This window comes from Curtobacterium sp. 1544 (assembly GCF_040544915.1).
Classification (GTDB): Bacteria; Actinomycetota; Actinomycetes; order Actinomycetales; family Microbacteriaceae; genus Curtobacterium; species Curtobacterium pusillum_C.
Genome location: NZ_JBEPKX010000009.1, coordinates 23,886 through 36,215 on the forward strand (window position 1 = coordinate 23,886; position 12,330 = coordinate 36,215).

Below are 12,330 nucleotides of genomic sequence, written 5' to 3' on the forward strand. Positions count from 1 at the left end.
GGATCACCCCAGGAGGCCGAGCTCCATCGCGCGGGTCACGGCACGGGTTCGGTCGTTCACGCCGAGCTTCTCGAACACGTGCCCGAGGTGCGTCTTCACCGTCGTCTCGCTGAGGAAGAGCGTGCGGCCGATCGCCGGGTTCGAGTTGCCCTGGGCGACGAGCTGCAGGACCTCGAGCTCCCGCGGGGACAGGGACGGCCCGGAGGTCGGCTTGCCCGTGGTCCGGCGGACGAGGGCCGCTGCCGCCGAGGGAGCGAGCGCCGTCTCGCCGCGGGCAGTGGCACGCAGGCCCGCGAGGATCTCCGACTCCGGCGCAGCCTTGAGTAGGTACCCGGCAGCGCCGGCCTCGATCGCCGCGAGGATCTGGTCGTCGGACTCGTACGTCGTCAGGATCAGCACGCGGATCCCCGGCTCGCGGGCGAGGATGCGCGCGGTCGCGTCGTCACCGTTCAGGCCGGGCATCCGGAGGTCCATCAGGACGACGTCCGGCCGCTCGGCGAGGACGATCGCCACCGCGGCCTCGCCGTCATTCGCCTGCCCGACAACTTCGACGTCGTCGGCGTCCTGCAGCAGCGCGACGATGCCCGCGCGGACGATCGGGTGGTCGTCCGCGACGACGACGCGGATCACCGGGTCACCTCCGTCACGGGTTCGGTGACTGCCTGGAGGCGCGGCTCGGCCCCGGTTGGCAACGACACCTCGACGACGGTGCCGCGTCCGGCATTGCTCGCGATCGTGCAGGTCCCACCCGCGAGGGCGAGCCGCTCGCGCACCCCGCGGAGCCCGTGGCCCGCGGTCGGTACGGACGTGTCGAAGCCCACGCCGTCGTCCGTGATCCGCAAGCCGACCTGGTCGGCCGCAACGTGCAGTGCGACCTGCACCGAGGCGGCGTGGGCGTGCGATCGGACGTTGGCGAGGGCCTCCTGGCCGACGCGCAACAGCACCACCTGTGTGTCGCGATCCAGCGCGCAGTCCGGTGCGTCGACGGTGACCGGGATGCCGGTCTCGCGGGTGAAGCGTTCGCCGAGGCGGTGCAGGGCGGCGCCGAGGCTGTCGGCCGCGACGCCGGCGGCGCTCGCCGCGACGAGGGTGCGGGATTCCTCGAGGGCGGCGCGTGCGGACTCTTCGAGGACGGTGAGGCGTTCGTCGAGGTGGTCGACGCGGTCCGCTGCGAGGTCGCCGCGGGCGCGCTCGGTGAGCATGACGATGCCGGCGAGGTTCTGGGCGACGGTGTCGTGGATCTCGCGGGCGAGCCGTTCGCGTTCGCTGGTGACGCCCGCGCGGCGGTTCGCCTCGGCGAGGGAGTCCTGCGTGGAGCGGAGCTCGTCGAGCAGGCGACGGCGCTCGTCGGAGAGCTGGGCGATCCGCGTGATCCAGAGGCCGAGCGCGCAGGCGCCCGCGACGCTGACCCCCTCGATGAGGATCGTGCTGACGAGGGCGCTCGGGCCGCTCGCGATCTGCAGGCCGATCCCCGCGGCGACGCCGATCGCGACCGAGACGCCGACCGCCGTCCGGGTGCTCTGGATCTGGGTCCACGCGACGGGGAACAGGATGCACTGCACGAGCGCGGTGCTCGGCACGATCGCCGGGAGCACCAGTGCCGCGAGGACCAGCAGCGGGACGAAGCCGGCGGCGGCGCGTGGGACGTCGTAGCCGCGCCATCCGAACGCCGCGTAGGCGACGGCGAGGACGGCGAGCATCGCGAACGCCGGCCAGCGGTTCGACCACGGCGACCACCCGAGCACGGTGATCACCGCGACGAGGGCGATCGTGACGCCGAACGCCACGTGCAGCCCCCAATTGCGCTGCGCGGTGATGCGGTCCATGGCCTCAGCATCCCATCGCCGGTACGCCGCCGAGCGGTTATCCACAGGCCGAATCACGCGTCCTTGCGACTCCACCGGAACGTCAGCATGCAGGCGACCGCGCCCAGGACCAGCCACGCTGTCAGGACGAGCGCTCCGAGGCCGAGGTGCCACGCGCCTCCAGGCTCGGCGGACGCGAACGCGTCCGGCAGGAAGACCGACCGCATGCCCGACGCCATCCAGCGGAGGGGGAAGACGGACGCGACGTTCTGCAGCCAGTCGGGGAGCTGCGTGAAGGGGAGGTAGACGCCGGAGATGAACTGGAGGACCAGGACGATGGGGACGATCGTGGCGGTGGCGCGGCGGCCCTCGCGGGGGAGCACCGAGATCGCGATGCCGAGGACGCAGCTCGTGGCGACGCCGAGGAGCATGATGCCCGCGAAGTGCGACCACGCTCCGCCGTCGGTCGGCAGGTCCACGCCGAACACAAGGCTCGCGATCGCCAGCAGCAGGGCGGTCTGCACGACCGTCGTGACGAGGACCATGCCGATCTTGCCGATGAAGTAGCTCACGACCGGCAGGGGTGTGCCGCCCAGACGCTTCAGCGTGCCGTCGCTGCGCTCGCCGGCGATGTCGACGCCGAGGGACTGCGTGCCGGAGAGGAGGATGCCCGTCGCGACCAGGCCGGGTAGGTAGTAGGTGGCGTAGTCGACGCTGACGCTCGGACCCGCCTGGATGTCCGGGGCGCTGCTGAACGCGACCGAGAAGAGCGCCAGCATGACGATGGGGAAGAGGAAGGTGAAGAAGACGGCGTCGGGGGCGCGGAAGTAGGAGCGGAGTTCGTAGCCGATGCGGTGTGCGCCGATGGCGGTGGTGTTCATCGTTGGCCGACCATTCCGAGGTAGACGTCCTCGAGGGACGGGCGGATGACTTCCAGGTTGTGCATGGGGTCTGGGTTGTTCTTGATGAGCGCGACCGGGTCCGTGGTGCGTTCGTCGTGGTGCGTGCCGTCTTGCTTGCGCCAGCGGACTCGGGGTGTCCGGGCGTCGGCGCCGCCGATCTCGTCGATCGGTGCGATGTCGAGCAGCTTGCCGTCTGCGATCACCGCCGCCCGGTCCGCCAGGTGTGCGGCCTCGTCGAGGTAGTGCGTGGTGAGGAGGATCGTCGTGCCCTCGTGCTTGATCTCGTCGATGAGGTCCCAGAACTGCCGGCGGGCCTCCGGGTCGAAGCCGGTGGTGGGTTCGTCGAGGAAGAGGACCTCGGGGCGGCCGATGATGCCGAGGGCGACGTCGACGCGGCGGCGCTGGCCTCCGCTCAGGCGGCTGATGCGGGTGTTGCGCTGCGTCTCGAGGTCGGTCTTCTGGAGGAGTTCCTCGACGCTGCGGTGCCGCGGGTAGAAGGTCGTGAAGTGGCGGAGCTGTTCGGCGACCGTGACGTTGGGGGACTCGGCGCTGGTCTGGAGGACGATGCCGATCCGTGCGTTGTGGCTGCGCGTCGTGTGGGCCGGGTCGTGGCCGAGCACGCGGACGTCGCCGCCGGTGCGGGTGCGGTAGCCCTCGAGGATCTCGACCGTGGTGGTCTTGCCGGCGCCGTTCGGGCCGAGGAGGGCGAAGGTCTCGCCGCGGGGGATGTCGAAGGAGACGTCGTCCACGGCGCGTTTGCCGGTGGGGTACTGCTTCGTGAGGTGGTGGACCTCGATGGCGGGGAGTTCGGGCATGAGACCAGCGTGGTCGGGTCGGGACGCGCGCGGATCGGTGGGGGAGGTGGACCGGCATCCTCCGATCGGGGGATGGCGAGGCGTAGGGCCGGGCGGCGCGGGTCGCAGGCTCGTGGGTGGCTTCGCGCGGCGGCGTGGAGCTACTCAGTTCAACCACCCGTTCCGCTGGAAATCTCCGTATCCCACACTGACGCTGCTCGAGCTCCCCGCGCTCATCCGACGCACTATATCGATGCCGGATCTGCGAGCGATTCCATCTCCGTGCAAAAGCACGAGTATCTAAGGAGGTGATCGACTTCGATGTGAACAAGCTCGGCGACATCGCCGACGGCGGTGGCGGGGGTTTCGTCGGACGTCGGCGAGGTAAGGAGAGTTCCGTTTGGAGCGGGCCATGACGGCGTTTGCAGAGGCCCATCCAACCGAACAACACTGTCAGTGGGCGCGAGCACCAGGATTAGGACTGGCGACGAGTTACGAGTGGGCGGGCCGAGAGGCGGCGACCGCGCACCCCGATGAGTTTTGCTAGCTCCTACCTCCGCGTCGCGCACGAAGTCGCGCGGCAAAATCAGAATAATAGTCGGTCTGCATGCGACGTACAGAGTCGTTGAAGGACCGAAAGTGATTGTCATAATCACGCTGGAAAGCGGGGTCCGAAACGGCGAGTACGTGAATCATCGCGGCGATCGCGTTCGTTGCCTTATATTGAGCGACAATTGCAGTATACGTTGGGGGCGATGGTGCCTCGCGGGAGAATTCATCATCTTTCCCGCTCTTCAAAAAGTGCTTCCATTGCCCGTGTGCAAATTTGTTCCTATCTTCAATCAGAGGCTTGAGTTCGCGTTCGAGCGCAGTTCTGATTTGCGCATATCGGTCGAATCGATCGCCCAGGGTGTTGATGGAAAGTTCATCGTGGAACAGAACATGGTTGTGGCGCCGGAACGCGAGGTCGACTGTGAGAAGCCACCGGTCGAGCTGGGAGCGGGTAGCCCAGATAGCCTTCCGCTCTCGCTGATTGAACCCGTGAGGGTCTGCGATGATCTTACGTAGAACAGCTTCTGCGAATATGCCCACCGTCACGGCGTGAACCCGCCGAAGAGCAAACTCTGTCTCCAAGTGCCCAGATCTGATCGACGCTTTGTGCACTCGTTCGAGCTGAGTAAGGGTCTTCCGGATCTCGACGAGGTTCTCAGAGTGCTTACTGAACTCAGGCGTCGCCGCGTAAGGCAAATCGACTCCAAACCGCCAACCGCTACAGAACTGGGCTGCAATGACTGGCGGCCGGGAGTCGAACCCGATCTTTCTCCGTTGCCGGAGCGCGTTCCGTTCGCCTACGCCCGGAGGGACGTTATCAGAAGGTGAGCATGAATCGCAACTGCTGATATCAGCCAGAGATGCGACCGACCATGTCGGGCGCCAGGCACTCGAGGAGCGGCTCGAGCACGCGCGGCATGTAGCAAAGAGGAAGAGGTCGCCGGTCGAGCGGCTAGAGGTCGGCGGTGTGGTGCAGGCCGACGATGGTCTTGCCGATGCCCGCCTCCGCGGCCGACCACGACCACATCTACCTGGGCTGTTCGGCTGGCGGGCCGGCGGCGGCCGGCGAGGAGGTGGTAGTCGATGCCAGCGAGCGGGTCCAGGATGCGGGCTGTCTCGCTCCGTGCGTTCAGCAGTCACGAAGCGCTATGTTCACTGCTCGGCGTCGTTCGCTTGGTGGCGGAGTTCCCGTGCGCGGCTGCGATTGCGGTGTACATGAGGTTTCTGGGGTAGACGCGCGGCCGCCTTCTCGAAGCCGCTGGCAGTCGTCGGTATCGTCGGAGGATGACCGTTCAGACCGTTGAGGTGCGCTCGCGCACGCGCCCAGGGCGGCCGTTCCTACCTGTACGGGAGCGGGAACTAGACAAAACGGTGCGGACCGTCGCTTCCCGTCTGCCTGGTGCAGACCTCGGACTGGTACTTGGCGCAGAATTCGTCGGCCCTGTCGGGGTCGTCGACCTCCTCGCGGTCACACGTGTCAGCGACGGGTTCCGTCAGCGCTCCCATCTCGATGTACCTCACATAACACGCGAGTCGGACGCGAGCATCGTCGCGTCCACGCACGAAGCGGCAACGCGTACGCCCGCCTCGATCGCGCAAGAATTGGGATTGTCATCCGCGTCTGTAGCGAGGCGACTGCGCGACCTTGAATCGAGGGGGGCGGTATTTCGTGCCGGTGGTGGATTTCGGCGGACGCCTGGACTTCAACCGGTGGGGCGTGCGTATGCGATCGAGGCGAAGGTATCGGACTGGCGGCGTGGGCTTGCTCAGGCCCTCAAGTACGCGTCATGGTGCGATGCTGCGGGTGTCGTACTCCTGGAAGCGACTAGCTCATTGGATCTCGCGAAAGATCGCTTTCGTGAGTTCGGTCTCGGGCTCGCTGTCGGAGAGCGCTGGCTTGTTCGTCCACGAATCGGGAAGCCGAATGCCGGCCGCCGGCTCGCCCTTTCGGAGCGAGTCAGCGCCGCCCTGGATGAGGAGTGGTCTAGCTAAAGACCTTCCGCAGCAGCGTATGCGTTTAGCACAGCGAGTGGATTCGTCGACCACGCACTCTTGTCTCCGCGAGTCACCTGTCCCGGAACATCGCTGAGAATTCGATCGAAGGCGTCCGAGGCTGCTTCGTAGCCTAAGCGCAGTCGGGCCGTTCGTGCGCTCCGGTCCGTGCTGCTATTGATCGCGCGCACCGTCTCGGTGAGTTGCGATAGATGATGCAGTCGCTCGGCCGCATCACTCGGTGGCATCGGCCCGCCCCTCCAGCCTGCTGCGATCTGCCGGTCCCAACGTTCGAGCGCGTCGGCAACGCTGCGCCTCAGCACGGCCTGGAGCCCACCCTGAGTGACGTACGATGCTGGGATACGCGGCGCGTCGTCCGAGCTCACGTGGAAGGCGAGGGGGTCGAACGTCCGCTGCGCCCGGTCCCATCCGGAACCCACGGTGTCGGCGCCAGCAGCAATGGCGGGCAATCCCGAATAATCGCTATGAGCAACGATGACTCGTGAACGAAGCGACAGTGAATGCACCGTTCGGCAGAAGCCCACAAACGCATCGACATCACTGAGTTCGGGACTTCCATTGAGCACAACCTCGTTGGTCACAGTCAAAATCCAAGTTGGCGCTCGCAGCGCCGCGAGCGCACCGACGAATGCGTCAAGCGATGAACCGCTTCCCCAGAAATTCCGATTGCCGGCGAGTGCCTGCACGGTGTCAGGTCGAATGGATGATGCGAGTTGCGCCGTTGCGACAACATTGCGGGCATCTTCGGACACCGAGCTTGTTAGGGACTGAGTTGGCGCTAACGGCGGAGCCCCCACGATGTCCTGAACGCCGAACACACGCTCAACGTGCTCGAGACGTCGCTGTTGGGTGTCCAATCCCCGTCCGCTAGGACCCCACAGTTCCCACTGGTTATAGAAGTCGAGTTTGTCGGCGTTAGGTAGAAGTGCAGCGTGGGTCATCGGGTCGAAAAACACCTCACCGCCCGCGCCTCTAACGTCGTCTGCGACGACGCTGGCGTTTGGATGCCGCGGGGCCGAGACCCGCGGGGTCGCGAACGGCGAGATGACAGCGCCGCCCGCCGCTCCGGCGCGCACGGCGTCAACCGTCCACAGTCGTTGACCCGGGCGGCGCCCGTCATGAATAAGGACGCCAGTCACGAACGAGGTCCTCTCTTGGGGTGAATCGCGTCCAGGTGCGCGAGTAGTTCTGCACCGTCGAGATATCTTCGGGCGGGTTGCCGTTGGAGGCATCGATCGACCACGGATGCGAGTGGCTCGGAGATGTCCGCCCTTCGCTCGGTGATAGGCCGGACCTGCTCGGACGTGAGCGCACGGTTGTAACTGACTTCGTCGACCATCGGATCCACCGGAAAGCTCGTCGTAAGCGCGTAGTACAAGAGGATTCCGAGCGAGAAAACGTCGGATGCCGGTACTGGGTCTCCGCCCGGAACATGTTCGGGAGATCGCCATCCCGCCGTGCCGGGTTGGTAGTAGCCAGTGATGGTCGCCTTCGTTAGGTGTCGTGCGAGTCCGGGGTCCATCAGCACGAATCGGTTGTCGGGGAGCACCCTCACGTTCTTCGCCGACAGATCTCGGTGGACGACATCCAGGTCATGGCACGCTGCCAGCGCGACTGCGAGGTCTCGCGCGAGGTCCCACACTTCCTCCTCGTCCCAGCGCATGCCGAGGTGGTCAGAGAGGTCATCACCGCCCAGCCGCTCCTCAACCCAGCACACCGCGCAGGTCGGGTCTCCAATCTCGACCGCATCACTCAGCACTTTGACCACAGCGGGCGAGTCGACAGCCGCGAGTACCTCTACCTCGCGATGCGACCGCTCGATGGCGATGAGTCCCTGCGGACCGGCCGGGACGGGCACGATCTTCGCGATGGCGGGGGCTCCCGCGAGCGTGGCACTGAGGACCACCTTCTGACCGCCGCTCGTCAGGATTTCGACGTCCTCTAGGCCCAGTGCACTCGCAACCGCATGGAGCAGTTCGTCGATAGTCAGATCCATAACTGAAACCCCCCATAACCCTGCATCGACGCTAGCTTGATTTGAGATAATGTCGCTAACCCTCGAACGGGGGTGAGCGTCCCTGTGTGTGCTGACACCGCCCGCTTGCCCGATGCCTCGTTGCTGGGGCGCCGGGCGAGCTTGATCGTGCTTCTCAGACCAAAGTCGTTCGTAGCCGTCCGCGTCGATCGCGCCATCTCACCATCGTGATTCCTGGTCCTTCCAGAGCGGTCTTAGTGTTGCAAGCTGGGCGGACCGATCTGACTGCTAGCGTGCCGGCATGGCGGATGAGCGGCTACGAGACGAACTTCGGCGTTTCGTCGCGGAGCGCGAGTGGGCACAGTTCCACTCGCCGGAGAACTTGGCGAAGAGCATCGCGATCGAAGCTGCAGAGCTCCTCGAGTGCTACCAGTGGTCGAGTGACGCAGACGCCGGTCGAGTCAGAGACGAACTCGCTGACGTTCTGACGTACTGCCATCTGCTCGCGGATCGCCTGGGGCTGGAACCGACAGAGATCGTCCGCGAGAAGCTCAAGGTCACCAGAAGGAAGTACCCGGTTGAGCAAGCCCGAGGCTCCAGTGTGAAGTATGACCGCCTCTGAGATCGCCGTCCTCGACTTCACTGCGGCTTCGCTCGGCACGTTCGCCGAGGTCGAGCCTCGAACGGTGAACTGGCCAGTGGTCTACGTGATCGACGACGAGCAGGCCGGTCTGGCGTACGTCGGCGAAACGCTGAACGCCAGCGGGCGCATGAGGCAGCACCTCCGTGCCCGTGGTGACCTGCTCCGGCGCGTGCGCCTCATCATCGACAAGACCTTCAACAAGTCCGTCTGCCTCGATCTCGAATCTCAACTGATTGCTTGGTTGAACGCGGATCAGAAGTACCAGTTGCTCAACAGCAACGCCGGAATTGTGGGCGCCCAGTACTACGCGCGGGATTCATACCAAGAACGCTTCAAAGAAATCTTTGCGCAGCTCCGGGAGGACGGCCTCTTCGAACAATCGCTCGAAGACCTCGAGAACAGTGAGATCTTCAAACTCTCTCCGTTCAAGGCGCTCAATGGAGATCAAACTCGAGTTGTCCTGCGCGTGGTGGAGGACCTCTTCCACGACGTGGAGAACAGAGTGAGTGAGACGGTGGTCGTCCGCGGCGAGCCGGGTACGGGAAAGACGGTCCTCGGGGTCTACCTCATCAAGCTCCTCAGAGACATCATCGACGGAACGGACTTCGACGGTGAGCGCGAGTCCCTGTTCGCGACGTTCCTGTCGAGCGAGTACCAGTCGATCCTCGGGGAGGGCTTCCGCATCGGGCTGGTCGTCCCGCAACAGGCGCTGCGCCGCTCGCTTCAACGGGTCTTCCAGAGCACTCCCGGTCTCGCGCCGGAGATGGTGCTCTCACCCTTCGACGTCGGGAAGTCCGACGCGCGATGGGACCTGCTCGTCGTGGATGAGGCTCATCGCCTCGGCCGACGTTCCAACCAGTCCTCCGGCGTTCAGAACCGTGACTTCTCCGAGATCAACCGGGAGTTGCTCGGTGACGACGATCCACGTCACACGCAGCTCGACTGGATCGTTGCGCAGAGCACCCATCGCGTGCTGCTCCTCGATCCTGAACAAAGCGTCCGACCTGCGGACCTATCGGCGCGATCCCAGCGTTCCCTTGTCCGTGACGCCCGCGATACCGACCGGTTCCATCCCCTCACGACCCAGATGCGAGTGGCCGCTGGATCGGACTACGTCGGGTTCGTGCGGTCGGTGCTCCGGGGCGAGAGGCCTTCGCCCCCGGACCTGGGTGACTACGATCTCCGCCTGTTCGCTGACCTCGGCGAGATGCATGCCGCCATCAGGGAAATGGACCGCCGCTTCGGCCTCTCGCGCCTCGTTGCGGGATTCGCGTGGGAGTGGAAGAGCAAGAAGGACCGCGACGCCGTCGACATCGCACTCGATGGCGTCGAGCTCCAGTGGAATCGGACGGACAAGGACTGGATCACCTCGACAGGCGCGGTTGACCAAGTCGGTTCGATCCACACGGTGCAGGGTTACGACCTGAACTACGCGGGGGTCATCATCGGCCCGGACATCAAGCTCGACCAGAACTCGGGGGAGATCGTGTTCAGCAGGGCGGACTACCACGACAAGAAGGGAAAACAGAACCTGCCGAAGCTCGGCGTCGTCCTCACGGACGACGACATATTGCGGTACGTCGCGAACGTCTACTCGGTTCTGCTGACCCGCGGTATCCGGGGAACGTACGTGTACGTCGTCGACCCACTCCTTCGGGATCACCTCGCTCGAACCCTCCCGTTCCGATCGGACGACTGAGGACTCCTGCTGTTGATGTCGGGTTGAGTCCCGACTCGCTCTTTCCCCTTGGTCCCGTTAGCCTCACGTGGGTTAGCAAAACGGGTGATCGGGGGAACCGTGCGGGTCTTTTGGGTCAACCAGGGACAGACCTTCGACGAAGAACGGCGTGCAGGAGTCCTGTGGGCACCGAAACGATCCCGACCCCGCTCTGGACAGGACGTCGGCACGCCTCGTGCGCACTGGGACCGCATGCTCGAAGCGAGACCGGACGACGTCGTCATGCACTACTCGCGCAATGCGCTGCGGGGGTGGAGTCGTGTCCTGGCGCCGGCCTTCGACGGGCCCCCGCCGTTCGACATTGCGACGCGGCCCTGGTCGGCCGATGGACGCCTCCTTCGCGTCGACATACAGGCACTCGAGATCCCGATAGCGCTCGCGGACATCCCCGTGGAGCTCCGGACTGATCGGGACGACACGAGCTGGCCGTTCTCGAAGAACGGCGCGGTCAAACAGGTCTACCTGTCCGAGGTGAGCGGAGATCTCGCTGATTGGCTGTTGGACGAGGTGGGACTGCGCGTCGACGCCGCGCAGGTGCCGTCTTGGCCGGTTGACATCGAGGCAGCGACGGGCTTCGACTACCGGGGAGACAGGCAGGTCGTCGTCAACGTCCGTGGTGAGCAGACTCGTCTGCGGCGGCGCCTCTTCGGTAGCGAGCTTCTCGCCACCTGCGCGCTGTGTGCGCGTGACCTCCCAGTTTCCTTGCTCGTGACCGCCCACATCAAACGCCGAGCGGACACGACGAACACGGAGCGGAGCCGTGAGGACATCGTGATGGCCGCGTGTTCCCTGGGCTGCGATTCGATGTTCGAGCTCGGGTACGTGACCGTGGCGCGTGACGGGACGATCGAGAAGGGGCCCCGCAGAACACCAATGACCGTCGACCTCGAACTCGCTGTCGAGGCCATCGTCGGTCGAACGTGTGGCGCGTGGAGTTCTTCCACCGAGCGGTACTTCGCGTACCACCGAAGGTGGCAGAAGGCCGCCGCCCGGCGTTACGGTCTCGGCTGATCGCCGCGCAACAGCCTCACGGCGGGAAGGTCGGGAGGCGCCCAGTTAAGCGTCAAGAGTTCAGCGGGTGTCACCCAACGCAACGCGTCATGGTCCGTGCTTCCGCTTGGCTCTGCAGTCGCGAACGACATCCAGTAGCACGCGAGGTCGATCATGACCTCTCCGACCAGCGTCACGTCGCGCGTGATCAGATCGCCGACCACACCTTCGACTCCGAGCTCTTCGCGAATCTCCCGCTCGAGGGCATCACTTGCTGATTCGCCGTGCTCGACCTTTCCGCCAGGGAACTCCCAGAGGCCGGCGGATGCTCGCCCTGCCGCGCGTCTGCATGCAAGGATCGTGCCGTCCCCGCGAACCGCCACGGCCGCGACCACTTCTATGGTGTCCACAAGCCAGTTCTACCCGGTCAGCGGCCGACGATCGACCTCCACCGCGCGAGCTCGAATTCGATTGAGTCCGCGGCCTCACGTGGGTCGCCGTGCTCCCACACCCTGACCACACGCCAGCCCTCCGAGCGGAGCACAGCGGAGTTCGCGGCATCCCTCCGTCGGTTGGCGAGCAGCTTCTGGCGCCAGAGCTCGGCGTTCGCCTTCGGAAGGTTGGCGTGCTCCTCGCAGTAGTGCCAGAAACACCCATCGACGAACACCGCAATGCGTGCGCGAGGGAAGACGAGATCCGGCCGGACACGGCAGCCCTCGCTGACCCGTCTGTCCACGAAGAACCGCCGGCCACGTCGGTGGAGCTCACGCCTGAGGGCGAGCTCGGGTGCGGTGTCCCGGCGGCTGAACCGCGCCATGTACCGTCGGCGAGCGTCGTCGGCTTCCCAGAGTTCCATCTCGACGATCGTTCTCGAACCAGCGGCCGCATGGCGCGACAGAGTGCACTTGGTGGATGGGG

13 protein-coding genes are annotated in these 12,330 nt (G+C 65.4%); 4 read left to right on the plus strand and 9 right to left on the minus strand.

Features of this window, described 5'->3' with window-relative positions; all coding sequences use genetic code 11:
- Window positions 1-3 precede the first annotated feature (3 nt).
- The 5 genes from ABIC61_RS07440 to ABIC61_RS07460 all read right to left on the minus strand — a co-directional run bounded on the left by ABIC61_RS07440 (window position 4) and on the right by ABIC61_RS07460 (window position 4,599).
- Window positions 4-630: a response regulator transcription factor gene (locus ABIC61_RS07440; RefSeq protein ID WP_354029388.1), complete on the minus strand. Its 627-nt coding sequence runs from the start codon at window positions 628-630 to the stop codon at window positions 4-6.
- Window positions 627-1,826, minus strand: coding sequence for a sensor histidine kinase (locus tag ABIC61_RS07445; protein ID WP_354029389.1), 1,200 nt, complete (start codon window positions 1,824-1,826; stop codon window positions 627-629). The genes ABIC61_RS07440 and ABIC61_RS07445 overlap by 4 nt, the downstream gene beginning before the upstream one ends.
- A 53-nt stretch (window positions 1,827-1,879) precedes the next feature.
- Window positions 1,880-2,686 carry an ABC transporter permease gene (locus ABIC61_RS07450; RefSeq protein ID WP_354029390.1) on the minus strand — a complete coding sequence of 269 codons (807 nt, stop codon included), beginning with the start codon at window positions 2,684-2,686 and terminating at the stop codon, window positions 1,880-1,882.
- Window positions 2,683-3,522, minus strand: a complete 840-nt coding sequence (locus ABIC61_RS07455; RefSeq protein WP_354029391.1) for an ABC transporter ATP-binding protein — start codon at window positions 3,520-3,522, stop codon at window positions 2,683-2,685. Before ABIC61_RS07455 ends, ABIC61_RS07450 begins: the two co-directional genes overlap by 4 nt.
- Window positions 3,523-4,044: 522 nt before the next feature.
- Window positions 4,045-4,599, minus strand: coding sequence for a hypothetical protein (locus tag ABIC61_RS07460; RefSeq protein WP_354029392.1), 555 nt, complete (start codon window positions 4,597-4,599; stop codon window positions 4,045-4,047).
- A 738-nt stretch (window positions 4,600-5,337) separates the two neighbouring features.
- On the opposite strand from ABIC61_RS07460, the gene ABIC61_RS07465 reads away from it, so the two are divergent.
- The gene (locus ABIC61_RS07465; protein WP_354029393.1) at window positions 5,338-6,045 is read left to right on the plus strand and encodes a winged helix-turn-helix transcriptional regulator; all 708 of its coding nucleotides are present in this window, start codon (window positions 5,338-5,340) and stop codon (window positions 6,043-6,045) included.
- On the opposite strand, the gene ABIC61_RS07470 is transcribed toward ABIC61_RS07465, so the two are convergent.
- Window positions 6,042-7,205 (minus strand): hypothetical protein, encoded by a 1,164-nt coding sequence (locus tag ABIC61_RS07470; protein ID WP_354029394.1) that lies wholly within the window; start codon window positions 7,203-7,205, stop codon window positions 6,042-6,044. The two genes, ABIC61_RS07465 and ABIC61_RS07470, sit on opposite strands and share 4 nt — an antisense overlap.
- Entirely contained in the window at window positions 7,202-8,062 is an 861-nt protein-coding gene (locus ABIC61_RS07475) for a serine/threonine-protein kinase (protein ID WP_354029395.1), read from the minus strand. The genes ABIC61_RS07470 and ABIC61_RS07475 overlap by 4 nt, the downstream gene beginning before the upstream one ends.
- A 280-nt stretch (window positions 8,063-8,342) precedes the next feature.
- Between ABIC61_RS07475 and ABIC61_RS07480 the strand changes: the two genes are divergently transcribed.
- The 3 genes from ABIC61_RS07480 to ABIC61_RS07490 all read left to right on the plus strand — a co-directional run bounded on the left by ABIC61_RS07480 (window position 8,343) and on the right by ABIC61_RS07490 (window position 11,433).
- Window positions 8,343-8,663 (plus strand): nucleotide pyrophosphohydrolase, encoded by a 321-nt coding sequence (locus ABIC61_RS07480; RefSeq protein WP_354029396.1) that lies wholly within the window; start codon window positions 8,343-8,345, stop codon window positions 8,661-8,663.
- Window positions 8,650-10,383 carry a DNA/RNA helicase domain-containing protein gene (locus tag ABIC61_RS07485; RefSeq protein WP_354029397.1) on the plus strand — a complete coding sequence of 578 codons (1,734 nt, stop codon included), beginning with the start codon at window positions 8,650-8,652 and terminating at the stop codon, window positions 10,381-10,383. Before ABIC61_RS07480 ends, ABIC61_RS07485 begins: the two co-directional genes overlap by 14 nt.
- 231 nt (window positions 10,384-10,614) lie before the next feature.
- The gene (locus ABIC61_RS07490; RefSeq protein WP_354029398.1) at window positions 10,615-11,433 is read left to right on the plus strand and encodes a hypothetical protein; all 819 of its coding nucleotides are present in this window, start codon (window positions 10,615-10,617) and stop codon (window positions 11,431-11,433) included.
- Here ABIC61_RS07490 and ABIC61_RS07495 read toward each other — a convergent pair.
- Window positions 11,418-11,822, minus strand: a complete 405-nt coding sequence (locus ABIC61_RS07495; RefSeq protein WP_354029399.1) for a (deoxy)nucleoside triphosphate pyrophosphohydrolase — start codon at window positions 11,820-11,822, stop codon at window positions 11,418-11,420. The genes ABIC61_RS07490 and ABIC61_RS07495 overlap by 16 nt on opposite strands.
- A gap of 17 nt (window positions 11,823-11,839) precedes the next feature.
- Window positions 11,840-12,268, minus strand: coding sequence for a very short patch repair endonuclease (locus tag ABIC61_RS07500; protein WP_354029400.1), 429 nt, complete (start codon window positions 12,266-12,268; stop codon window positions 11,840-11,842).
- Window positions 12,269-12,330: the final 62 nt, after the last annotated feature.

Bases quoted from the DNA above. Each gene is read 5' to 3' on its own strand.
- ABIC61_RS07445 (WP_354029389.1), bottom strand. From the start codon at position 1,826: ATGGACCGCATCACCGCGCAGCGCAATTGGGGGCTGCACGTGGCGTTC.
- ABIC61_RS07450 (WP_354029390.1), bottom strand. From the start codon at position 2,686: ATGAACACCACCGCCATCGGCGCACACCGCATCGGCTACGAACTCCGC.
- ABIC61_RS07455 (WP_354029391.1), bottom strand. From the start codon at position 3,522: ATGCCCGAACTCCCCGCCATCGAGGTCCACCACCTCACGAAGCAGTAC.
- ABIC61_RS07465 (WP_354029393.1), top strand. From the start codon at position 5,338: ATGACCGTTCAGACCGTTGAGGTGCGCTCGCGCACGCGCCCAGGGCGG.
- ABIC61_RS07475 (WP_354029395.1), bottom strand. From the start codon at position 8,062: ATGGATCTGACTATCGACGAACTGCTCCATGCGGTTGCGAGTGCACTG.
- ABIC61_RS07480 (WP_354029396.1), top strand. From the start codon at position 8,343: ATGGCGGATGAGCGGCTACGAGACGAACTTCGGCGTTTCGTCGCGGAG.
- ABIC61_RS07485 (WP_354029397.1), top strand. From the start codon at position 8,650: ATGACCGCCTCTGAGATCGCCGTCCTCGACTTCACTGCGGCTTCGCTC.
- ABIC61_RS07490 (WP_354029398.1), top strand. From the start codon at position 10,615: ATGCTCGAAGCGAGACCGGACGACGTCGTCATGCACTACTCGCGCAAT.
- ABIC61_RS07500 (WP_354029400.1), bottom strand. From the start codon at position 12,268: ATGGAACTCTGGGAAGCCGACGACGCTCGCCGACGGTACATGGCGCGG.